The following is a 21,618-nucleotide window of genomic DNA, read 5'->3' as shown; positions in this document are numbered from 1 at the left end:
CTAATACTTTCGTATATAGCAAGTTTGAGATTTCATTTTTAGTTTGATTCTTAAGATAAGAACCCGAAAAACAAAGTTTTATTCAGAAACAAAGCCTGTTTAATTTTTTTTAACCTGCTTAAAACAGCCACGTTAAAAGGGTGTTTCGGCGGTTCTTTTTGTCTGTCCTTTGGGTCGTACAACATCCCTGTACAAAGGCACATTTTGTTTTCCTTGCTTTTTAGTATTTCATAATTTGTACAGGTTTTACAACCCGCCCAAAAACTTGGATCGGTAGTTAGTTCAGAAAACGGAACAGGCTTATATCCTAAATCAGAATTTATTTTCATTACTGCCAAACCAGTTGTAATACCAAATATCTTGGCATCCGGATATCTTTCCAGAGAATAATCGAAAACTTTTGACTTGATTTTTTTGGCTAAACCTAAACTTCTGTAATCCGGATGCACAATTAAGCCGGAATGCGCCACGAATTTTCCGTGCTGCCAACTTTCGATGTAACAAAAACCTGCAAACTTCCCATCTGCCAAAGCAATCATCGCATCACCGTTCGACATTTTTTTCTGAATGTATTCAGGAGTTCTTTTAGCAATCCCAGTACCTCTTAATAAGGCAGATGATTCTATTGTATCGCAAATTTCCTGTGCGAATTTGAAGTGTTCTTCCTGAGTAACAACAATAGAGATTTTCATTTCAATAGTTGAAGTTAGAGTTAAAAATTAAAACGTAATGTTTAGTTTGAAATCCTGAATTCAATCCAATAAAAATAAACAAAATAGCAGTAAGATTCTCAAAATCAAAAACTTGACCAAGAAAATTCAAAAAATAAGATATACTTTTAGGATATGTTTGTCCAATGGACAAATGATGTGATTTCAAAATGAAAAATGAATATAAATAAATACGCGGCGAAAAACTCTGTGGATACTATAGAGATAGTGTCCGTACTTCGGGAGAAGTTACAGCTGAGTTTGTCCGTGACAAAGAAGTTATATGTAAACTTATTTTATTCATCGACTGCAAAAGTACACTAATTTTTTATTTATGAAACAAAAAAATAAAATTCTAACATTTTTTTAATGAAATGTTAGAATTGGACAATAAAAAACCCGATAATTACAAATAACTATCGGGTTCTTAAGTATTTACTTTTTATATTTCTAATTTTTAGTAAATGGTATTGCATCACCACTACTTAAAATAATCATATCAAAACCTGTTTTAGCCTCGTTAAATTTGAATTTTAATCCGGCTTCAGCTGATTGAAAGACATCTTTTTCATTTTCTACAGCCTTTACAGTAAACTTCGGATAGTTTGTTATCAGAACACTCAATGCATTATTCTTTTCAGTAAAATCAATTTTCAAAGGTGCTCTTGAAGTTGAGTATGTTCCTAAATAACCATCTAAAACTACATCTTTTTCTATTTTACCATTTGCAGCTGTCCAAACATTATTTGTTTCGTTATTATCTGGGAAAACATGATCAGGATCAAGTGTTATACTATCTATTTCTTCAGTAGAATCGTGTTTGAAAGTCCAAACATTATTACGTTGCCAAATTTCTACAGGTAGTTTTACTCTTGAAACTTTTCCGCTCTTTGTTTTCACATCCAAAACAACTGGCATTGCCATTTTATCGAAATTCTCAACTGTAATGGCAACTCCTTTTGCCGGATCATTTTTTATGTACTTAATTGAATTAATCCCTTGATTAAAACGCCAGTTGTTCACAAACCAGCTTCTCCAAAACCAACTTAAATCTTCACCTGCAACATTTTCCATCGATCTGAAAAAGTCATCCGGTTGTGGATGTTTGTAAGCCCAACGTTCAATATAAGTACGGAAAGCAGTATCAAAACGTTCTTTTCCTAATACTTGTTCTCTCAATATTATTAAAGCTGTACTTGGCTTGAAATAACATAACATACCAATATTTGCCTCTTTCATATTGTCAGGAGAACTCATCACCGTTTCTAAGTCAGGTCTTGTAAAAGACTCTGCCCCTTTGTGCAAGTCTGTTGGTTTTTCAACATACTCTCCTTTATTAAAATCTGCTGTACTCAATGAATTGATAAAAGTATTAAAACCTTCATCCATCCAACCGAACAACCTTTCGTTCGAACCTACGATCATAGGAAACCAGATATGTCCAAATTCGTGGTCTGTAACTCCCCACAAATCTTGTCCTTTTGACTCCCAACCACAAAAAACAATTCCCGGATATTCCATTCCACCTTCATTTCCTGCAACGTTTGTCGCTACCGGATAAGGATATTCAAACCATCTTTTAGAGTAATTTTCAATCGATGCTTTTACATATTCCGTTGAACGTCCGTAAGCATCTTGTCCTGCACTTTCTACCGGATAAGCAGATAAAGCCAATGCTTTTTTACCACTAGGCAAATTAATTTTTGCTCCATCCAAAATAAAAGCCGGAGAGGATGCCCAAGAAAAATCACGCGCATTTTTTATTTGATAATGCCATGTTTTCTGTCCCGAAGCATTCAAATTTGCTGTTGATGCAACCTCTTCAGCAGTACGGATCGAAACTGTTTTATCGCTTAAAGAAGCTTCCTTATAACGTTTAAACTGCTCAGCCGGCAGCACTTCAGCTCCATTCAGCAATTCTCCTGAACCTACAACAAAATGGTTCGCAGGAACTGTAAGTTTAACATCAAAATTACCGTATTCCAAGTAAAACTCAGAAGCTCCCAGGTACGGTGCAGTATTCCATCCTTTTACATCATCGTACACACACATACGCGGATACCATTGTGCAATAGTGAAAATTTTACCATTTTTAGTTTCTAAAACTCCCATTCTGTCTGAGCCTTCAAAAGGTGCAATAAACGAAAACTCGATTTTAATTTTTACAGCTCCTCCTTTTGATGCCAGTGTTTCCGGAAGGAATATTTGCATTCTGGTGTCTGTAATTACGTATTTTGCCTCGATTTCGGTCTTTTTCTTTCCACCTGAAATTACTTTAACCGATTTAATTTTATTTCCTCCATCAAAAACCTGTCCCTGAGCCCCATTACGGCTTCCAGAAACTGGCACTACCGCATTTCCTCTTGAATCGCTTTTGAATAAATTTTGATCTAAATTCAACCATACAAACGACATTTTATCCGGGCTATTATTGGTATAGGTAATTTCATCTGTACCGATAATCTCATTTGTAGTTCCGTTTAATTTTGCGGTTATCTGATAATCGGCTCTGTTTTGCCAATATTCAACTCCTGGCTGACCATTTGCAGAACGTGTTGGCGTACCGTTTTTGGTATAAAAATTTGGTCCAAATGCATCGTGATAGTTGTAGTTATTAACGGGATTTGCTACTGTTGTTGCAGGCGTTTGCTGTGCCCAACCAGAGGAAATTCCAACAAACAAAGCCATAGTTAATAAGGCTTTTGAGGATTGTATTTTCATATTTTTTAGCTGTTTATATAGCAAATTAATGAAAAAAAAAGCTATTTAAATAGAAATTCTGAAATGAAAATTAAATTTTATTCAAAAATATTTTAAGCCATTTTCTTAAAAAACTAAAATTTATAAAATATATTTACATCAACATAAAACTAACTCTTTTCATTTTTAAGCACTTTGAATACAACTATCTACAATTCAGCGCTAAGCGTCTCAATAAAACATTTCGGAGCGGAATTATTTTCATTAAAAGACAATCAAAATAATGAATACATATGGGAAGGTAATCCAAGCTTCTGGAGCAAACATTCTCCTGTACTTTTCCCTATCGTAGGTACTCTGAAAAACGATACTTATACAATTGATGGAAAAGAGTACCAATTGCCGAGACACGGTTTTGCACGTGATATGGATTTTCAATTAATAGACAAAACAGAAAGCAAGGCCATTTTCTCTTTAAAATCAGATCCCGAAACATTACAAAAATATCCTTTTGAATTTGAACTGCAGCTTATTTACACTATTGAAAATACAACATTAAGTATTGAATACAAAGTAATTAACACAGGTCAGAATAAAATGCCTTTTTCTATAGGAGCTCATCCCGCGATTGCATTGCCTCAAAATTTCGAAAATTATGCATTCCAATTCGAAAAACAGGAGGTTCTCGAATATTACCTTCTGGAAAATGATCTAATTTCCAACAAAACAAAAGTCTTGGAAAATCAAAATAGTCTAATTCCTCTACACTACGAATTATTTAAAAACGACGCATTGATTTTTAAAACCTTAGAATCAAATTCATTAACCCTTCTTCAAAACTCCAAACCCTATATTAAGGTTGAGTTTGAAGACTTTCCGAGTTTAGGCATCTGGACAAAAACACAAGCTCCTTTTATTTGTATCGAGCCTTGGCTGGGCTACTCGGATACTGCTGAAAATTCAGGAGATTTATTCAAAAAAGAAGGTGTTTTAATTTTAGAATCCTTTCAAACCTTTAATTCAAAGTTTAGTATATCAATATTATAATCTACAAATAAATGCTGGAATTTAATTTTACTCCATTCCCTGTAATTGAAACAGAACGTTTGCTTTTACGAAGAATAACAAATGACGATGTAAATGAAGTTTTCGAATTGCGTTCAAATCCTGAAACGATGAAATTCATTCCACGTCCCTTAGTCAAAAATTCTGAAGAAGCTTTAGAACATATTGCAATGATTGAAGACAAAATTGTGGCCAATGAAGGAATCAATTGGGGAATTACTTTAAAAGACAATCCTAAACTACTAGGTATTATAGGATATTACAGAATGCAACCCGAGCATCATCGCGCCGAAATTGGATATATCCTGCTACCTGAATTTCACGGAAAAGGAATCATTCCAGAATCTGTCAACCGACTTATTACTTACGGATTTGACGAATTAAAATTACACTCGATTGAAGCAGTGATTGACCCCGAAAACTATGCTTCAGAAAAAGTATTACAAAAATGCGGCTTTACCAAAGAAGGACATTTTAAAGAATGTGAATTTTATGACGGCAAGTATCTAGACAGCGTAATTTACTCATTATTAAACAATAAGAAACCTTAACCTTTTTGGCAAAAAAATATTCCTGTTAAATTAATGGTTCTGGATAATAGTAACTATTCGTTTGCGTTATATTTGCAGTCGAAATAAGAAAAAAGAGCTTATTTCGACATCACGAAAGCCTATTTTATGAAAAAATTTTTTATTGCCCTTGTTCTTTTTTTTTCGGTTCAATCTCAAAGCCAGACTTTTATTAAATTCAATGCTGCTACCGCTTTATTAGCTGTACCAAATGTTGGAATTGAAACCAGTATCGGAAAAAATCTAACTTTTAGTGTTGACGTAATGGCGTCATTTTGGGAGTCTTTCGATGGAAAGAATCCAATGAAATTTTATACACTAACACCTGAACTTCGTTACCATTTTAAAGAAAATTATAATGGTTTTTATGTAGGTGGTCACGCAGGACCAGATCTTTACAAAATTCAAAAATGGAACTACTGGGACACTAACATGTACGAACACGGTTTTGGTTATCGCTTAGGAGTTACTGTTGGATACAATATCAAATTAAGCGATAAATTTTTATTGGATATTTTTGCTGGAGGTGGCTGGCATCAAGGTTTTTATCATGGTTATTACAATGACGGAACTCCTGGTAGATACGAAAAAGCAGAAAACTGGAACAAAAGTGGTGAATGGCTTCCCTACCGCGGAGGCGTTATGATTTCTTATAAATTATAAATTACTTCGCCAATTTAGGCAGTGATTTTATGTATAAATCTTCTACTTTTTTACGTGCCCAATCGGTTTTTCTTAAAAAAGTCAAGCTTGATTTTACACTTGGATTTGAAATAAAACACTTTATTGGAATTAATTCTGCCAAAGTATCAAAGCCATAGTGCTCTACCAATGCTTCCACTATTTTCTGAAGGGTTATACCATGTAAAGGATCTTTCGATTGATTTTGCATTTTATATTTTTAAAATAATTATACTAAAAGACCGTACTTTAAAAAGCACGGTCTTTTTTTTTTACAAAACTAGTAAATTAAACTACAACTATTCTAACTATAGAGAACACAAATAAAAAACACAAAGCAAAATCCTTTAATATTAAATTTTATGAGCTTTGCGCAAATAAAAGTTCCTTATGATGTTTAAAATAAAAATTTAAATCCGAAAGAAAGTGGAGAAGTCAAATTTGGTGCACTTCCACCTAAAGCTGTATTGTAAAAAGGCTCAACATTTGCGACATGAGCCAGTCCAAAATTAGTTACTGTGGTTTTCTCTCCATTTTTTGGATCTAATGTGGTAGATGTAAAGTTTGCCAGATTATAAGAGAACTCAACTGAGAAATTTTTACTAATAAAATAATCAAATCCACCTGAAACTGATAGCCCGTATTGACTAATCTTTAAATCACTTTCCTTCTCTTTTCCTGTAATAATAGGAGCTGCCAACTGTCCGAAGAAATACAACGAACTCGCCACATTCCAATATTTTCTGGCTAATGGCTGAATAACAAGCAAATCTGCTTTTGCTACGGTTCCGGCTTTTTCCTCAGCTTTTATGTTAACAATACCAAATCCCACTCCTAATACAACAGAAGGCGTTACAAATGTTCCAACAACTGGCAATACAGTTAGGTTTGTGCTTTTAACATCTCCTGTTTTAGTTTGTTGGTAACCAAATTGCGATGTTGCAAACCAGGTTCCTTTTAAACCCTGGTTTGTATCCTGAGCTTTTGCTGTTAAGCCAATAAATGCAATACTTACTAGTGTTAAAATCTTTTTCATGTTTTAGTTTGTTTTAAATTATTTGACAAACTTATATGTAAGCTTTTTCTTTAAATATGATTAAAATCATAGATTAAAAAAAAAGTTTAATTCTTTCAGATTCTATTAAAGTTTTTCATTTTTGTTTTACATTTGTACACTATGTTAAAAACAGTCAATATACTTAATAAAAGAGCCCGGTTTGATTATGAGATAATCGATACTTATACTGCCGGAATTGTTTTATCAGGAACCGAGATCAAATCTATACGCCTGGGTAAAGCAAATATTACCGAAAGCTTCTGCGAATTTAACAATATGGAGCTCTTTGCCATCAATACTTATATTGAAGAGTATTCTTTTGGTAATCAATTCAATCACAAATCCAGAAGTGAGAGAAAATTACTTTTAAATAAAAAGGAGCTTAAAACATTGCATAAAAATGTTCAGGCCAAAGGACTTACTATTGTTCCGTTGAAATTATTCACCAACGAAAAAGGACTTGCAAAACTTCAAATAGGCCTTTGTAAAGGAAAGAAAAACTACGACAAACGCGAATCTCTGAAAGAACAGGATACCAAACGCGATTTAGATCGGATAAAAAAAGCATACAACTAAAAAACATCTTTCCAAATCACTCATAAAGAGATGTTTATTTATATTTTATCGTTATTTTTACTACAAACAATTTAACCTTAGAATATGAAAAAGTACTTAATTTTATTCATGACTGTTGCGATATTTTCAAGTTGTGGCAGCAATACATCTATTGTTAGCAGTTGGAGAGACCCAAATATAACCGTAGCTCAGGAGCATTTTAAAAAAGTTTTAGTTGTCGCTTTAGTAAAAGATGAGGCTTCAAGAAGAACCGTCGAAAATAGAATTGCCACTGGTAATCCTATTTTCAAAACTTCTTACCAATATTTAAACGAAACTACCACACAACTAACCAAAGAGCAGAAATTAAAAATTTTGCAGGACGAAAATTTTGATGGCGTTATCACAATGCGACTAGTAAGCAAAGAAAAAGAAACCAATTATGTTCCCGGAACTTATACAGGAATGTACTACGGTGGATTCGATGGTTTATACAGCGGAATGTATGGTTATGGCTTTGGAAACTGGTACGGAATGTACTCGCCCTATTTCTATGATCCCGGATATTATCAGGAAACCACTGCTTATATGGTAGAAACCAATGTTTTTTCATTAAAGGACAATAAACTGATCTGGACAGGAACTACCAAATCCGAATATGTTACAGATCTTGGCCAAACAGTTGATGCAATTATGCAAACTGTTGTAAAAGAAATGAGAAAAGACGGCTCACTTCCTCCTAAATAGTATTTTAAAAAGCTATATTCTAAATATTACCTTTTTCTACCAAAATTTATGACTAAATTTGTCAAGACAATTTAAATAAAATAGAAATGAGATCGCTCCTTAAAAATGCAAGAGAACAAAAAGGTCTAAAAACCCGCGAAGTAGCACAACTACTTGGCATCGATCAAGCTTTAATAAGCAAATTTGAAAGCGGTTCGCGAAAACCAACCAAAGATCAAATTGTTAAGCTATCTCAACTCCTAGGAATAGACTATGAGACTTTAATGATCGCATGGCTAAAAGAAAAAATTCTACATGAAATTGGTGATGATGAATTTGCTTTAAAAGCGCTTGAAGTTGCAGAGAAAGAAATCAAATACAATAAAACAGTCTCCAAATTAAAATTATCAACCACTTTAGAAAAAATCCTTAGTGAAATAGATGTTTTAAAAGAAAAACTGGATACTTACAGACAGTTTGATAGCTATAAAATCAGTCAGGCACTTGAACTCGAATATACTTTTGAAAGCAATCGAATTGAAGGAAATACCATGACGCTTCGCGAGACCGACATGGTAATCAACGAAGGTTTGACCATTTCAGGAAAAAGTATGAGAGAACATCTTGAAACCATTAATCATCAGGAAGCGATAGGTTTTATAAAAGATTTAATGCAAAAAAACAACAGCTTAAATGAACGCGATCTTTTATCTATCCATAATTTAATTTTAAGAGGTATAATTCCTGAAGATGCAGGCCGTTATCGAAAAGTACAGATCATGATTCAGGGAAGCAGTCACATGCCTCCACAGCCTTTTTTAGTTGCAAAGGAAATGGAAGAGTATTTTATTTGGTATGAAATCAACAAAAATAAATTACATCCTGTTATTCTTGCGGCCGAAATGCACGAAAGATTAATTACAATTCACCCTTTTATTGATGGAAACGGTAGAACCTCCAGATTAGTCATGAATTTAATTTTAATGCAAAAAGGCTATCTGATCGCCAATATAAAAGGAGATTACGAAAATAGAATGCAGTATTACCAAGCCTTAGAAACCGCTCAAACAAAAAAAGACAAAGAAGATTTTTTATTCTTTATCGCCAAAATCGAAAAAGAAAGTCTGGAGCGTTATATTAGTATTATTGGCCAATAAAATAAGAGCCCGCTATCTACAGCGGGCTCTCGTATTAATTTTTATCTTCTAACAAAGGAACAAATCGAAATTCTCCAAACTCATGTTTTTCAAATTGTGTTTCGTTCTTTCGAATTAATAAAGTCATAATCTGAACATCTTCTCCTAACGGAATAACCAACCTTCCTCCTATTTTAAGCTGTGCCATTAAAGGCTGCGGAATAAATGGAGCTCCGGCGGTAACAATAATACTATCAAAGGGTGCATAACTTGGTAGTCCTTTATATCCATCTCCGAAAGACAAGTGCTTTGGGCGAATGTTTAATTTCGGAAATAAATTAGATGTTGTTCTAAACAACTCACTTTGTCTTTCCACACTATACACTTTTGCTCCCAACATAAACAGAACCGCTGTTTGGTACCCTGATCCTGTACCAATTTCCAAAATCTTGTGATCTTTTTTAACCTCTAATAATTGTGATTGAAATGCAACTGTGTAAGGCTGAGAAATCGTTTGCCCCGCTCCTATAGGAAATGCCTTATCCTGATACGCATAATCTTCAAAACTTGAATTTAAAAATAGGTGTCTCGGGATTTTTTTTATCGCATCCAAAACCGCTTTATCAGTAATTCCTTTTTGCTCTAAAGTGCTTACTAATTGATTGCGAAGTCCTTGATGTTTGGCAGTATCTTTCAAAATGGATTGGTTTTATTTTTGCAAAAATAGGAAAGTAAATCAATTTTAAATGCTTTCGCGCAGAATGTTTTCAACCCAGAAACTTCTTTTAATTTAATGTAATGCGAACCATTTACCATTCAAATGCTTGTATCAACCGTTCGTCATTTTTTTTTAAATTTTCAGCTGATGTGTTGCTACTTTTGAAACATCAAACAGGAAATAATAATTTAAAAACCAAAATTATGAACACAATAAATTTTAAAACTCCGACCGAAGCTTTAAAGCCATTAGCTGTTGGTTTCGCAATCGGACTTATTACCAATATCATTAGTTTTTTAATTCACTTGTAAAAAATCAATCAATCAATCAATCAATCAATCAATCAATCAATCAATCAATCAATCAATCAATCAATCAATCAATCAATCAATCAATCAATCAATCAATCAATCAATCAATCAATTATTACAATTAACAAATCATTAAACCTAAAAATCATGGAAACTAAAAAAGAAGTAAATGTTTACAAAATTACTAAGTCATTTATAGTAGGATTTATAATCGGATTTGCGCTTTATAAATTTATCACCGTAATCGTATTCAATTAATCTAATCCTCAATCAAAAAACATTAATCATGAAAACCAATACATTTAAAAAGGTCGCTTTTCTATCTCTTGGAATTATTTCTACAGGAAATTTATTTGCACAAAACAAACCCGAAAAAGCACCCTCTGTTCCCGCTACAGATACTTATTTTGGAATTACAGTGGAAGACAAATACAGAAACCTTGAGGATTTAAAAAATGAACAAACATTAAGCTGGTTAAAGGCTCAGGCAGATTACACTAACAATATTTTAAACTCAATTCCGGGAAAACAAACGCTTATTGATGAATTAACTTCTATAAATGACAGAGTCACTGAAGCAATCAGTGGAACACAAATTATGGAAGACGGTACTTACTTTTATCAAAAAACAACTCCAAAAGATCAGGTTGCAAAACTGTATAAAAGAGCTGGCTTAAAAGGAAAAGAAACTTTAATCTTTGACCCACAAACCCTAAAAGGCGAAGCAAAAGATATCTTTACTATTAGCTCTTTTTCTCCAAATAAAAGCGGAAAACTAATTGCCGTAAATATTTCTAAAAATGGCGGCGAAATGAGCGAAATGCTTTTAATAAATGTAGCTGACAATAAAATTTTAGCTGATAAAATCGATAAGTTAAGATTCGGAAATGCCAACTGGTTAAACGATGACAAATCGTTTTTGTACGCACAGTCACCAACAGCCGATATCCATGATGCAAAAGCACAATTGAATATTGTAACCAAATTGCACGTTGTAGGACATGATGTAGCACAGGATAAAGTAATTTTTTCGAAGGCCATGTATCCTGAATTAAAAATTGCAGAGGAAGAAATTCCTTTTATGGGTTATGATGTAGACAGTAAGATCCTTTTTCTGATGCCATATTCTGTAAATCCGAACATGAAAATGTTTATTGCCAAAGGTTCTGATTTGAATAATGCCAAAATTAGCTGGAAATTACTGACGGACAGAAAAGATGAAATTAAAAACTTTTCTTTCAGCGATAAAGACATTTATTTTTTCACGAGTTTGAATGCTCCAAAATTTAAAGTAACAAAAACCAGTATGGCTAATCCAAATTTAGCAACTGCGACACTGGTGATCCCTGAGGACAAAGAAGCCAACTTGAACCCTATTACGATTACCAAAGACGGGATTTTTTATACCAAAACAAAAAACGGAATCGAAAGTAAATTATTCTTCACTGATTTTGAAGGAAAAAACCACAAGGAAATTAAAACACCAAAAAAATCTGCTACCATTGTTCTAACTTCAAGAGGAAGCAAATTTTCAGACTTATGGGTTCGAACAACGGGTTGGACAACCAAAGGAGAACGCTATAAATACGATGTAAAGAAAAACAATTTTATCAGAGAAGAGCTCTCTACGATTACTGAATATCCAGAATTTGAAAATTTTGAAATTGAAGAATTAATGGTAAAATCGTATGATGGTGTCGAAGTTCCACTATCCATTATTTATAAAAAAGGAATTAAAAAAGATTCAAAGAACCCTGTTTTATTCTATGGTTACGGTGCCTACGGAATGTCTATGTCTCCTAGTTTTAATCCAAGTTTACTTTTATGGGTAGAAAGAGGCGGAATACTTGCTGTTGCTCACGTAAGAGGTGGTGGAGAATTAGGCGAAAAATGGCATCTGGATGGTCAAAAAAGTAAAAAACAAAATACCTGGAAAGACGTAATTGCCTGCACCGAATATATGATTAAGGAAGGATATACAAATCCGGCAAAAACGGCAATCTACAGCAGAAGCGCCGGGGGAATTCTAGTAGGAAGAGCCATTACCGAAAGACCCGATTTATATGCAGTAGCCATTCCCGGAGTAGGAAGCATGAATACCGTTAGAGGTGAAAATGCACCAAACGGACCTGCAAATACACCTGAATTTGGAACCGTAAAAATAGAAGATGAAGCCAAAGCTCTCATAGAAATGGATTCTTATTTACAACTTAAAGAAGGTGTTAACTATCCCGCAACCTTAACAACTGCAGGATTCAACGACCCTAGAATCATTGTTTGGTCTCCTGCTAAATTTGCCGCTAGATTGCTTGAGGTAAATGCGTCTAAAAAACCAACTTTATTAAAAGTCGATTATGAAGCAGGTCATTTTGGCGGAGCTTCAAAAGCAAAATCCTATGAAGAAGTTGCTGATGTTTTAAGCTTTGCACTATGGCAAGTAGGCCACCCTGATTTTCAACCTAAAAATTAATTATTTAAAATGTAACTTTGGCAATGTTGACACTGCCAAAGTTTTTAAAACTTAAAATTATGATCAAAATAATTATAGCTTTGACTATTGAAATAAGCCATTTGTTATTTAAAATTTTATCTTAATGAAATTAACCGCAAAAATTCTAATGACTATAATTGTTGTAATCTGCCTGCTCTTTGTAGGCGCTTTTATCGCAGGAATGTATTATGGGTATCACGCACCGCTGAAGACAAAATAACTTATTAAAATGTTTCAAAAAAAGAATCACGTTTTCATTTTAGTTCAGATCATCATATGGACTATCTATTCAGGAATAATTTTTATTCCTCAGATTATCATTCCGGAACTAAATTTTTTAGGATATAAAAATTGGCAACTTTTACTGGACTATTTTTTTAGTGTCTGCCTGCTTACTTTACTCTCAATAAGTTTAAAATATTTATATGACCCATACATAAAACTGGATGATTTTAAACTTTGGGAGATTATTAAAATGCTATTTTTAATTTTCGCAGCGGCACTTTTTTATTATGGGGTGCTAATGGCTTACAATTATCTAATGCTTCATTATGTTTATCAAAGACCTGAAGTTCTTGACCATCCATCTCAATCTCAAAAAAACCAAATCGCCTTTATTTTTGTGATGGGATTTCTTTTCTTTCTTTGGATAGTTATTTATACCATTTACAGAACAACCCTGCAAATCAAGAATAATAAAATGGACCGAATGGAAATTGAAAACACTTTAAAAGATTCTCAACTGAATGCTTTAAAGGGGCAAATCAATCCCCATTTTATGTTTAACAGTTTAAATAATATTCGCGGATTAATTCTGGAAAACCCTGAAAAATCGAGAGAAATGATAACCCGATTGTCCGAAATGCTTCGGTATTCCCTGACCAAAAACGAGATTACAACAATTGCGTTGGAAGAAGAAATTGAAATGGTAGAAAACTTCATTGAAATTTCAAAAATTCAAATGGAAGAACGTTTGAATTTTATTTCTCAAATAGACCAAAACACTTTAAAGCTGCAAATCCCTCCTATGATCATCCAAATGCTGATCGAAAATGCGGTTAAACATGGAATTGCAAAATTAAAAGACGGAGGGCAAATATCATTAGAAACCAACCTGGAAAATAACAATTTAACCATTCTGGTTTCGAATACTGGAATGCTTACCATTGAAAAAGATTCTACACAATTAGGAATTAAAAATATCGAAAAAAGATTGTATTTAATCTATGGTGAAAAAGCTAGTTTTAAATTGCAGGAAATAGAAAATAAAGTAATTGCAAAAATAATTATCCCAATACTTTAAGTATGAAAAAAATAAAAGCTGTTATTGTTGAAGATTCCCGTCTGGCCAGAAATGAGCTTAAAGAATTAATTAAAAATCATCCTGAAATTGAAATTATCGGAGAAGCAGAAAATGTAGATTCGGGCTTTAAATTAATACAGGAAACCCAACCGGATCTACTTTTTCTGGATATCAATATGCCCGAAAAAGACGGTTTTGAGCTGTTAGAAATGCTAGACAAAGTTCCTATTACAATTTTCACAACAGCATTTGACGAATACGCCATTAAATCTTTCGAATACAACGCCTTAGATTATTTACTAAAACCGATAAATCCAAAAAGATTTGCTCATTCAATCGAAAAAGCAAGTCAAAATCTAATTGAAAAAGAAGAAAAAAACAGTAAAAAACTGACGCTAAACAATCAGATTTTTATTCGCGATGGCGAAAAATGCTGGCTCGTAAAAATTGCCGATATCTTTCTGTTTGAAGTTGATGGCAATTACACCAAAATATTCTTTCAGGATGAAAAAGCTGTACTTAATAAATCATTAAACAACATTGAAGAAAAACTTCCTGATGATTATTTCTTCCGGGCCAATCGAAACCAAATTATCAATATAGAATATATACTCAAAATAGACCCTTGGTTTAGTGGTAACTTGCTCGTACAGCTTCCAAAAGAAGTAAAAGTCGAAATATCACGAAGACAAACCAATAACTTTAAAGAGAAGTTAAGTATGTAAATACATTTAAAATTGTTCAAATAATTTCGACTTTGTCATAACTAAACTTTTACTTTCAACAAATAAATTATATTTTTGTTTAAAATACATTCTCATGTTAAAAGTAGGAGTTTTAGGTGCAGGTCATCTTGGTAAAATACATTTACGCTTATTACAACAATCTGACCAATACGAATTAGTTGGATTTTACGACGAAAATCAGGAAAATGCCGAAAGAATCTCGAAAGAGTTTGGCTATAAAAACTTCAACACCATTGCAAAATTAATCCACGCTGTGGATGTTATCGATATCGTAACCCCAACTCTTTCACACTATAAATGTGCTAAGGTAGCCATCAAATCCGGAAAACATATCTTTATAGAGAAACCTATTGCCAATACTGTTGAAGAAGCCGAAGAAATTATTGCTTTAGCCAAAGAACACAATGTAAAAGGTCAGGTAGGTCATGTTGAACGCTTCAACCCTGCGTTTATTGCTACAAAAAACATGATTGAAAATCCAATGTTTATAGAAACACATCGTTTGGCTGAATTTAATCCGCGTGGTACAGATGTTCCTGTAGTTCTCGATTTAATGATACATGATATTGATGCCATTTTAAGCGTTGTGAATTCAAAAGTAAAAAACATCAATGCAAGCGGTGTTTCTGTAATTAGTGAAACTCCGGACATTGCCAATGCGAGAATTGAATTCGAAAATGGATGTGTAGCCAATTTGACGGCGAGCAGAATTTCAATGAAAAATATGCGTAAAACGAGATTTTTTCAAAAAGATGCCTACATTTCTGTGGATTTTCTGGAGAAAAAATGCGAAGTCGTTCGTATGAAAGACGCTCCGGAAATTCCGGGTGACTTTGATATGATTTTGCAAAATGCAGAAGGTGTAAAAAAACAAATCTATTTTACAAATCCTGATGTCGAGCAAAACAACGCAATCCTCGATGAGCTGGAATCATTTGCCAATGCTATAAACACAGATACGACACCAGTTGTAACCCTGGAACAGGCAACAGATGCATTGAGAGTGGCCTATCAGATTATTGATTGTTTCGATAAATAATTGAAAACTTTTAAAAATAAATTAGCCACGAGTTCATCAATTAATTTGCGAACTCGTGGCTAAAATCATAAATATAACATCAAATTTAAATGAAGACTATAGCTGTAATTGGTGCAGGAACAATGGGTAACGGAATTGCTCATACATTTGCACAAAGTGGTTTTACTGTAAAACTAATTGACGTTTCAGAAAAATCATTAGACAAAGGAATGGCGACTATTGCTGCCAATTTAGATCGAATGCTTTCTAAAGGAACCATCACTCAGGAAGAAGTTACCAAAACGATCACTAATATTATTACGTATACTGATATTAAAGACGGCGTTGTTGGTGTGGATTTAGTAGTTGAAGCTGCTACTGAAAATGTAGAGTTAAAACTTAATATTTTTAAACAATTAAACGAAGCTTGTTCTCATAATACTATTCTGGCGACCAATACTTCTTCAATTTCTATTACTCAAATTGGAGCTGTTGTAGCACATCCTGAAAGAGTTATTGGTATGCACTTTATGAATCCGGTGCCTATCATGAAATTAGTAGAAATCATTCGCGGATACAATACCAGCGATGAAGTTACCAAAACCATCATGGACTTATCTGTAAAATTAGGTAAAGTTCCAGTTGAAGTAAATGATTACCCTGGTTTTGTAGCAAACCGAATTTTAATGCCTATGCTTAACGAAGCGATCGAAACCTTGTACAACAAAGTTGCGGGAGTTTACGAAATTGATACTGTAATGAAGTTAGGAATGGGACACCCTATGGGACCTCTTCAATTGGCTGATTTTATTGGTCTTGATGTTTGTCTTGCTATTTTAAATGTAATGTACGACGGTTTCAAAAATCCAAAATACGCTCCTTGCCCTCTATTGGTGAATATGGTGAGAGCCGGAAAGTTAGGTGTAAAATCAGGTGAAGGTTTTTACGATTATAGCGAAAGTAAAAAAGCAGAGAAAATCTCTAAACAATTTATACTTTCCTAAAAAGAAATACCATGTCGATAGCATCGAATTTAAATACAATCAAGACAGGTTTACCCGAAACCGTAACTTTAGTTGCCGTTTCTAAAACAAAACCTGTTTCCGATTTAATGCAGGCTTATGATGCCGGTCAGCGTATTTTTGGAGAAAACAAAATCCAGGAAATGGTTGACAAATACGAACAGATGCCTAAAGACATTCAATGGCACATGATTGGTCATGTACAGTCGAATAAAGTCAAATTTATGGCACCTTTTGTAAGTTTGATTCATGGTGTAGACAGCTTAAAACTGTTGCAGGAAATCAATAAACAAGCATTGAAAAACGATCGAATTATTGATTGCCTGCTTCAAATACATATTGCCGAAGAAGAGTCTAAATTTGGCTTAGACGAAAACGAATTAAATGAATTACTATCTTCACCAGAATTCAAAGAAATGAAAAACATTCGTATCTTAGGATTAATGGGAATGGCAACATTTACAGAAGATCAAAACCAAATTAAAAAGGAATTTACACATTTAAAATCTATTTTTGATTCCATAAAAGAACTGAATAAAGAAAACTGCAATCTGACTACTGTCTCTATGGGAATGTCCGGAGATTATCAACTTGCAATTGAATGCGGCAGTACAATGGTTCGCATTGGAAGCAGTATTTTTGGCGGAAGATAAGCCCTAATTGTTAATTGTTAATTGTAGATTATAAACTGATTACTAAAAACTGAGACTGAATACTAATTTGTACGCAATACTAGACATAGAAACCACTGGAGGTCAGTTTAATGAGGAAGGAATTACCGAAATCGCCATTTATAAATTTGATGGCCATGAGGTAATTGACCAATTCATTAGTCTGGTTAACCCTGAAATTCCGATTCAGCCCTTCGTGGTGAAATTAACCGGAATCAATAATGCTATGTTGCGTTCTGCTCCGAAATTTTTTGAAGTTGCAAAACGAATTATCGAAATCACTACAGACTGCATTATTGTAGCACACAATGCCTCTTTTGATTACCGAATTCTACGTACCGAATTCAGACGACTGGGCTACAATTTCGAAGCCAAAACACTATGTACAGTTGAACTTGCTAAGAAATTAATTCCGGATCAACCTTCTTATAGCTTAGGAAAATTGGTGCGCGCACTTGGGATTCCAATGGCAGACAGACATCGTGCCAGTGGAGACGCAATGGCAACAACCAAGCTATTTAAGATGCTTCTAGAAAAAGATCTCGAAAAAACCATTGTAAAAGATTTTATAAAACTGGAGGTAGAAAAAGGAATTGCTCCAAAGTTCCTGGACATACTTGCTCAGATGCCAGCAAAAACTGGTATCTATTATATTTACAATGAAGGCGGAACCCTTATCTATATTGGAAAAAGCCAAAATATAAAGAAAAGAGTCAATCAGCATTTTACAGGAATTACTACCAAAAGTAAAAAAATTCAGTCCGAAGTTTTCACCATAACTTATGATGAAACCGGAAGCGAATTAATTGCTCTTTTGAAAGAAAGTGAAGAAATAAAAATAAATCGCCCAAGATACAATCGTTCACAACGAAAAACCATCTTTCAATATGCTTTGTATGCAGAGAAAGACACTAATGGCTATATCAATTTAAAGCTTGAAAAAGCAGACGGTCGTAAAAAAGAAATTACCTCATTTGGTACTTTGCAGGAAGGTAAAAATGCTCTGTTCAGATTTACATCAAAATACCATTTATGCCAAAAGCTAACGGGACTTTATCAAACCAAAAAAGAGTGTTTTCAATATAAAATCAAAGAATGTGACGGTGCCTGTATTGAGGAAGTAACACCTGAAATTTACAATGGCCGTGTACAACAATTTATCGCAGAAAACAGTTTCGAAAATAAAAGCATGATTTTGCTGGACAGAGGCCGAAATGTCAACGAAAGAAGCGCCATTTTAATTGAAAATGGTCTTTATAAAGGATATGCCTTTTACGATCTAAATTATCAGATTACAAACATCGAGATTCTAAAAAATATTTTAATTCCGATGCAGCATAATCGCGATGTGAAAAACATTATTCAAAGTTACCTCCGAAAGAGTAAATCAATAAAGGTTCTTCATTTTTAACACTGCTAAACTTTCATTATCTTCGTGGAGATGAAAAAAACAAAATCCAAATACGACATCTTCCGGGAAAGAATCAAAATCATCCTTTATGGAACGGATACGTTTTTGGGAAGAATGTTTGATCTGGTGCTTCTTGGATTAATTTTGCTAAGCGTAATTTTGATTATGATGGAAACCGTTCAGGGAATCAATCAAAAATACCACGCTCAGCTTATCATTTGCGAATGGATCATCACCGTATTTTTTACCATTGAATATGTACTGCGAATAATTTCAATTCAAAAACCTATCAAATATGTTTTTAGTTTTTATGGTATTATTGATCTGATGGCTGTATTGCCTATGTATCTATCCATATTTTTCCCAGGAGCAAGTGTACTGTCTATAATAAGAGCCCTGCGTTTTTTCAGATTATTCAAAATCCTCCATATTCCGCAAATATCCCATCAGTCTATTCAACTTCGGGAAGCCATTGAAGCCAGCAAGGAAAAAATTCTCGTTTTTATTTATTTTGTCCTTATTAGCACCATAATAATTGGTTCTGTCATGTATTTGGTCGAAGGTAAAGAATCTGGCTTTACAAGTATCCCGATGAGTATTTACTGGACAATTGTTACCTTAACCACAGTGGGTTATGGCGATATTTCCCCTCAGACTCCTCTCGGACAATTTATTGCCGCCTTTGTTATGATTCTGGGTTATGGAATTATAGCCGTTCCAACTGGAATCGTGACTGCTGAATTTGCAAAAAGTAGTCTAAAAAACAGTGTCGTAAGCAGCAAAAAAACTTGCAAAAAGTGTAACTCACAGGTACATTTTGATCATGCTCAATATTGTTTCGAATGCGGAACAAAATTACCTAATAATTAATTCAAAAAGAGCTTCACAATCCTTACTTTAATCCATACAAGTCTATGGTTTTTGCAACCGTAAAGACTCCCAAATATGAAATATCTAATTACCATCGTCGGACCAACAGCAATAGGCAAAACAGCTTTGAGCATTGCTTTGGCACAACATTTCAATTGTGAGATAATCTCTTGCGACAGTCGTCAGTTCTTTAAAGAAATGACAATTGGTACGGCAGTCCCAATTCCCGAAGAACTGCAATCTGCCGTACATCATTTTATACAGAACAAATCTATTTTCGAAAATTACACTGTTGGGGATTACGAAAAAGAAGCGCTTTTAAAATTAGAAGAATTGTTTGTAAAGAATGACTTCTCTATTCTAATTGGCGGTTCAGGACTATATGTTGATGCCATTCTAAAAGGATTCGATGAATTTCCGGAAATTGATCCTGAAGTACGTTCTGAAATAAACGCCAACTACGAAAAGCTTGGTATTACTTATTTGCAGGATCAGTTAAAAAATCTTGATCCCGTTTACTATCAGAAGCTAACCATAGAAAACCCACAAACACTTCAAAATCCGCAAAGAATGATGCGTTTTACAGAAGTGTGTATCGGAACTCAAAAACCCTACTCTTCTTTTTTAAATCAGAAGAAAAACAACCGAAACTTCACTCCTATCTTAATTGGCTTAGAGGCCAACAGACCTGTTATTTATGACCGTATCAATCAACGTGTGGATCTGATGATGAATGAGGGATTATTGGAAGAGGCCAAGGCTCTATATCCCAACAAAGCGTTAAATGCTTTACAAACGGTCGGTTATAGAGAATTATTTAGTTATTTTGACGGAGAATTTTCGCTGCCTTTTGCCATCGAAGAAATCAAAAAAAATACCAGACGTTTCTCTAAAAGACAACTGACCTGGTTCAAACGAAACGAAGCTACTAAATGGTTTGATTACGCGACAGACAGAAAAGAAATTATAGATTATATAGAGAATTCTTTCAAGTAAAAATCATTTTCTGTACTCTCTGCTCTTTACTCTATTTTCTAAATTAATCTAAAATTTAAAATTCAGCAATGCCAATATCTCCAAATTTTACTTCTGTCTTAAGCAAAGACTGGGAAATCAATTTTACACAATGCACACCAAATGGTTTTCTAAAGTATACTGACTTATGTAATATTCTGCAATTGACAGCTGCTGCGCATTCTGAAGCCGGAGGCATTAGTTTTTTTGACATGCAGGAGTTTCATCAGGCCTGGGTGTTAAGCCGCATGCGCGTTGAAATTACTGCTTTACCAAAATGGCAAGATGTTGTAACGGTAAAAACATGGATCAACAGTTTAGAAAATTCTCGTTCTGTTCGTGCTTTAGAGATGCATGTAAACGGAAAAAAAATAGTAGGCTGCGAAACGTATTGGGCTGTTTTTAACACACAGTTACGACGTCCCGAAGCTTTGGCTTTACCATACCAACATTTTGAATTATACCCCGAAAAACGTGCTACTACTGAAGGTTTTTCAAAAATAAACATCAACCACGAAAAAGAAGCGGTTTTTGAAAAAACAGTTTACCTCTCGGATCTGGACATTGTAAATCACGTTAATAACGTCAAATATTTAGAATGGTGCCTTGATCATGTAGAGGAGAAAAGAATTCTTAAACAGGAGGTAAAAAGCTTTGAAATGAATTTTATGAAGGAACTGTCACTAAAAGATAAAGTCATCATCCATGAGAGCGAAGATGATAATCACACTAAGGCAACTTTCAGCATTACAAAACAGGAGAAAACTTGTTTTGCTTTGGAGTTACACTGGAAATAAGATACTCCCAAAAAAATGTAAAAGTTTAAAATTCGTGGTGATTTCCC

21 protein-coding genes are annotated in these 21,618 nt (G+C 33.9%); 16 read left to right on the top strand and 5 right to left on the bottom strand.

The genetic code is table 11. The features are described 5' to 3' along the window. Nucleotides 1-50 precede the first annotated feature (50 nt). Complete coding sequence (locus tag OGZ34_RS13970; RefSeq protein ID WP_263360591.1) at nucleotides 51-692, bottom strand: GNAT family N-acetyltransferase; 642 nt, start codon at nucleotides 690-692, stop codon at nucleotides 51-53. Between the two features lie 468 nt (nucleotides 693-1,160). Then, the gene (locus OGZ34_RS13965; RefSeq protein WP_263360590.1) at nucleotides 1,161-3,431 is read right to left on the bottom strand and encodes a M1 family metallopeptidase; all 2,271 of its coding nucleotides are present in this window, start codon (nucleotides 3,429-3,431) and stop codon (nucleotides 1,161-1,163) included. 174 nt (nucleotides 3,432-3,605) lie between these two features. On the opposite strand from OGZ34_RS13965, the gene OGZ34_RS13960 reads away from it, so the two are divergent. The 3 genes from OGZ34_RS13960 to OGZ34_RS13950 all read left to right on the top strand — a co-directional run bounded on the left by OGZ34_RS13960 (nucleotide 3,606) and on the right by OGZ34_RS13950 (nucleotide 5,707). Continuing rightward, nucleotides 3,606-4,457 (top strand): aldose 1-epimerase family protein, encoded by an 852-nt coding sequence (locus OGZ34_RS13960; RefSeq protein WP_263360589.1) that lies wholly within the window; start codon nucleotides 3,606-3,608, stop codon nucleotides 4,455-4,457. Between the two features lie 11 nt (nucleotides 4,458-4,468). Continuing rightward, on the top strand, nucleotides 4,469-5,026 hold the full coding sequence (locus OGZ34_RS13955; RefSeq protein ID WP_263360588.1) for a GNAT family N-acetyltransferase: 558 nt from the start codon (nucleotides 4,469-4,471) through the stop codon (nucleotides 5,024-5,026). A gap of 126 nt (nucleotides 5,027-5,152) precedes the next feature. Further along, the gene (locus OGZ34_RS13950) at nucleotides 5,153-5,707 is read left to right on the top strand and encodes a DUF3575 domain-containing protein (RefSeq protein ID WP_263360587.1); all 555 of its coding nucleotides are present in this window, start codon (nucleotides 5,153-5,155) and stop codon (nucleotides 5,705-5,707) included. A 1-nt stretch (nucleotide 5,708) separates the two neighbouring features. On the opposite strand, the gene OGZ34_RS13945 is transcribed toward OGZ34_RS13950, so the two are convergent. Both OGZ34_RS13945 and OGZ34_RS13940 read right to left on the bottom strand, forming a co-directional pair. Further along, the gene (locus OGZ34_RS13945) at nucleotides 5,709-5,936 is read right to left on the bottom strand and encodes a VF530 family protein (RefSeq protein WP_263360586.1); all 228 of its coding nucleotides are present in this window, start codon (nucleotides 5,934-5,936) and stop codon (nucleotides 5,709-5,711) included. A gap of 186 nt (nucleotides 5,937-6,122) precedes the next feature. Continuing rightward, nucleotides 6,123-6,761: an outer membrane beta-barrel protein gene (locus OGZ34_RS13940; protein ID WP_263360585.1), complete on the bottom strand. Its 639-nt coding sequence runs from the start codon at nucleotides 6,759-6,761 to the stop codon at nucleotides 6,123-6,125. A 141-nt stretch (nucleotides 6,762-6,902) separates the two neighbouring features. On the opposite strand from OGZ34_RS13940, the gene smpB reads away from it, so the two are divergent. The 3 genes from smpB to OGZ34_RS13925 all read left to right on the top strand — a co-directional run bounded on the left by smpB (nucleotide 6,903) and on the right by OGZ34_RS13925 (nucleotide 9,220). Then, the gene (gene smpB, locus OGZ34_RS13935; protein WP_017497111.1) at nucleotides 6,903-7,358 is read left to right on the top strand and encodes an SsrA-binding protein SmpB; all 456 of its coding nucleotides are present in this window, start codon (nucleotides 6,903-6,905) and stop codon (nucleotides 7,356-7,358) included. A gap of 84 nt (nucleotides 7,359-7,442) precedes the next feature. Beyond that, nucleotides 7,443-8,084 (top strand): hypothetical protein, encoded by a 642-nt coding sequence (locus OGZ34_RS13930; protein ID WP_263360584.1) that lies wholly within the window; start codon nucleotides 7,443-7,445, stop codon nucleotides 8,082-8,084. An 86-nt stretch (nucleotides 8,085-8,170) separates the two neighbouring features. Further along, nucleotides 8,171-9,220, top strand: coding sequence for a Fic family protein (locus OGZ34_RS13925; RefSeq protein ID WP_263360583.1), 1,050 nt, complete (start codon nucleotides 8,171-8,173; stop codon nucleotides 9,218-9,220). Between the two features lie 34 nt (nucleotides 9,221-9,254). On the opposite strand, the gene OGZ34_RS13920 is transcribed toward OGZ34_RS13925, so the two are convergent. Beyond that, nucleotides 9,255-9,896 carry a protein-L-isoaspartate(D-aspartate) O-methyltransferase gene (locus OGZ34_RS13920; RefSeq protein WP_017497113.1) on the bottom strand — a complete coding sequence of 214 codons (642 nt, stop codon included), beginning with the start codon at nucleotides 9,894-9,896 and terminating at the stop codon, nucleotides 9,255-9,257. 618 nt (nucleotides 9,897-10,514) lie between these two features. Here OGZ34_RS13920 and OGZ34_RS13915 point away from each other — a divergent pair. The 10 genes from OGZ34_RS13915 (at nucleotide 10,515) to OGZ34_RS13870 (ending at nucleotide 21,571) form a co-directional block, all read left to right on the top strand. After that, complete coding sequence (locus tag OGZ34_RS13915; RefSeq protein ID WP_263360582.1) at nucleotides 10,515-12,698, top strand: prolyl oligopeptidase family serine peptidase; 2,184 nt, start codon at nucleotides 10,515-10,517, stop codon at nucleotides 12,696-12,698. Between the two features lie 250 nt (nucleotides 12,699-12,948). After that, the gene (locus OGZ34_RS13910) at nucleotides 12,949-14,022 is read left to right on the top strand and encodes a sensor histidine kinase (protein ID WP_263360581.1); all 1,074 of its coding nucleotides are present in this window, start codon (nucleotides 12,949-12,951) and stop codon (nucleotides 14,020-14,022) included. 2 nt (nucleotides 14,023-14,024) lie between these two features. Further along, a complete protein-coding gene (locus OGZ34_RS13905) occupies nucleotides 14,025-14,747 on the top strand; it encodes a LytR/AlgR family response regulator transcription factor (RefSeq protein ID WP_263360580.1) in 723 nt (240 codons plus the stop codon). Between the two features lie 94 nt (nucleotides 14,748-14,841). Further along, nucleotides 14,842-15,807, top strand: a complete 966-nt coding sequence (locus OGZ34_RS13900) for a Gfo/Idh/MocA family protein (RefSeq protein WP_173967647.1) — start codon at nucleotides 14,842-14,844, stop codon at nucleotides 15,805-15,807. Between the two features lie 89 nt (nucleotides 15,808-15,896). Then, nucleotides 15,897-16,790, top strand: a complete 894-nt coding sequence (locus tag OGZ34_RS13895) for a 3-hydroxyacyl-CoA dehydrogenase family protein (RefSeq protein ID WP_263360579.1) — start codon at nucleotides 15,897-15,899, stop codon at nucleotides 16,788-16,790. An 11-nt stretch (nucleotides 16,791-16,801) separates the two neighbouring features. Next, nucleotides 16,802-17,461: a YggS family pyridoxal phosphate-dependent enzyme gene (locus OGZ34_RS13890; protein ID WP_263360578.1), complete on the top strand. Its 660-nt coding sequence runs from the start codon at nucleotides 16,802-16,804 to the stop codon at nucleotides 17,459-17,461. 67 nt (nucleotides 17,462-17,528) lie between these two features. Continuing rightward, nucleotides 17,529-18,890, top strand: a complete 1,362-nt coding sequence (locus OGZ34_RS13885) for an exonuclease domain-containing protein (RefSeq protein ID WP_263360577.1) — start codon at nucleotides 17,529-17,531, stop codon at nucleotides 18,888-18,890. 30 nt (nucleotides 18,891-18,920) lie between these two features. Beyond that, on the top strand, nucleotides 18,921-19,760 hold the full coding sequence (locus OGZ34_RS13880; protein WP_263360576.1) for an ion transporter: 840 nt from the start codon (nucleotides 18,921-18,923) through the stop codon (nucleotides 19,758-19,760). Nucleotides 19,761-19,835: 75 nt separating this feature from the next. Next, the gene (gene miaA / locus OGZ34_RS13875) at nucleotides 19,836-20,756 is read left to right on the top strand and encodes a tRNA (adenosine(37)-N6)-dimethylallyltransferase MiaA (protein WP_263360575.1); all 921 of its coding nucleotides are present in this window, start codon (nucleotides 19,836-19,838) and stop codon (nucleotides 20,754-20,756) included. 68 nt (nucleotides 20,757-20,824) lie between these two features. After that, entirely contained in the window at nucleotides 20,825-21,571 is a 747-nt protein-coding gene (locus OGZ34_RS13870) for an acyl-[acyl-carrier-protein] thioesterase (protein ID WP_263360574.1), read from the top strand. Nucleotides 21,572-21,618: the final 47 nt, after the last annotated feature.

Source organism: Flavobacterium collinsii (assembly GCF_946903285.1).
GTDB lineage: Bacteria > Bacteroidota > Bacteroidia > Flavobacteriales > Flavobacteriaceae > Flavobacterium > Flavobacterium collinsii.
The sequence above is the reverse complement of the archived record's forward strand: the minus strand, read 5'-3'. Positions and strand labels throughout refer to the sequence as shown.

What these genes read in the sequence shown, in the direction of transcription:
- OGZ34_RS13970 (WP_263360591.1), bottom strand. Translation starts at nt 692, where the DNA reads ATGAAAATCTCTATTGTTGTTACTCAGGAAGAACACTTCAAATTCGCA.
- OGZ34_RS13965 (WP_263360590.1), bottom strand. Translation starts at nt 3,431, where the DNA reads ATGAAAATACAATCCTCAAAAGCCTTATTAACTATGGCTTTGTTTGTT.
- OGZ34_RS13955 (WP_263360588.1), top strand. Translation starts at nt 4,469, where the DNA reads ATGCTGGAATTTAATTTTACTCCATTCCCTGTAATTGAAACAGAACGT.
- OGZ34_RS13950 (WP_263360587.1), top strand. Translation starts at nt 5,153, where the DNA reads ATGAAAAAATTTTTTATTGCCCTTGTTCTTTTTTTTTCGGTTCAATCT.
- OGZ34_RS13945 (WP_263360586.1), bottom strand. Translation starts at nt 5,936, where the DNA reads ATGCAAAATCAATCGAAAGATCCTTTACATGGTATAACCCTTCAGAAA.
- OGZ34_RS13940 (WP_263360585.1), bottom strand. Translation starts at nt 6,761, where the DNA reads ATGAAAAAGATTTTAACACTAGTAAGTATTGCATTTATTGGCTTAACA.
- smpB (WP_017497111.1), top strand. Translation starts at nt 6,903, where the DNA reads ATGTTAAAAACAGTCAATATACTTAATAAAAGAGCCCGGTTTGATTAT.
- OGZ34_RS13930 (WP_263360584.1), top strand. Translation starts at nt 7,443, where the DNA reads ATGAAAAAGTACTTAATTTTATTCATGACTGTTGCGATATTTTCAAGT.
- OGZ34_RS13925 (WP_263360583.1), top strand. Translation starts at nt 8,171, where the DNA reads ATGAGATCGCTCCTTAAAAATGCAAGAGAACAAAAAGGTCTAAAAACC.
- OGZ34_RS13915 (WP_263360582.1), top strand. Translation starts at nt 10,515, where the DNA reads ATGAAAACCAATACATTTAAAAAGGTCGCTTTTCTATCTCTTGGAATT.
- OGZ34_RS13910 (WP_263360581.1), top strand. Translation starts at nt 12,949, where the DNA reads ATGTTTCAAAAAAAGAATCACGTTTTCATTTTAGTTCAGATCATCATA.
- OGZ34_RS13905 (WP_263360580.1), top strand. Translation starts at nt 14,025, where the DNA reads ATGAAAAAAATAAAAGCTGTTATTGTTGAAGATTCCCGTCTGGCCAGA.
- OGZ34_RS13900 (WP_173967647.1), top strand. Translation starts at nt 14,842, where the DNA reads ATGTTAAAAGTAGGAGTTTTAGGTGCAGGTCATCTTGGTAAAATACAT.
- OGZ34_RS13895 (WP_263360579.1), top strand. Translation starts at nt 15,897, where the DNA reads ATGAAGACTATAGCTGTAATTGGTGCAGGAACAATGGGTAACGGAATT.
- OGZ34_RS13890 (WP_263360578.1), top strand. Translation starts at nt 16,802, where the DNA reads ATGTCGATAGCATCGAATTTAAATACAATCAAGACAGGTTTACCCGAA.
- OGZ34_RS13880 (WP_263360576.1), top strand. Translation starts at nt 18,921, where the DNA reads ATGAAAAAAACAAAATCCAAATACGACATCTTCCGGGAAAGAATCAAA.
- miaA (WP_263360575.1), top strand. Translation starts at nt 19,836, where the DNA reads ATGAAATATCTAATTACCATCGTCGGACCAACAGCAATAGGCAAAACA.
- OGZ34_RS13870 (WP_263360574.1), top strand. Translation starts at nt 20,825, where the DNA reads ATGCCAATATCTCCAAATTTTACTTCTGTCTTAAGCAAAGACTGGGAA.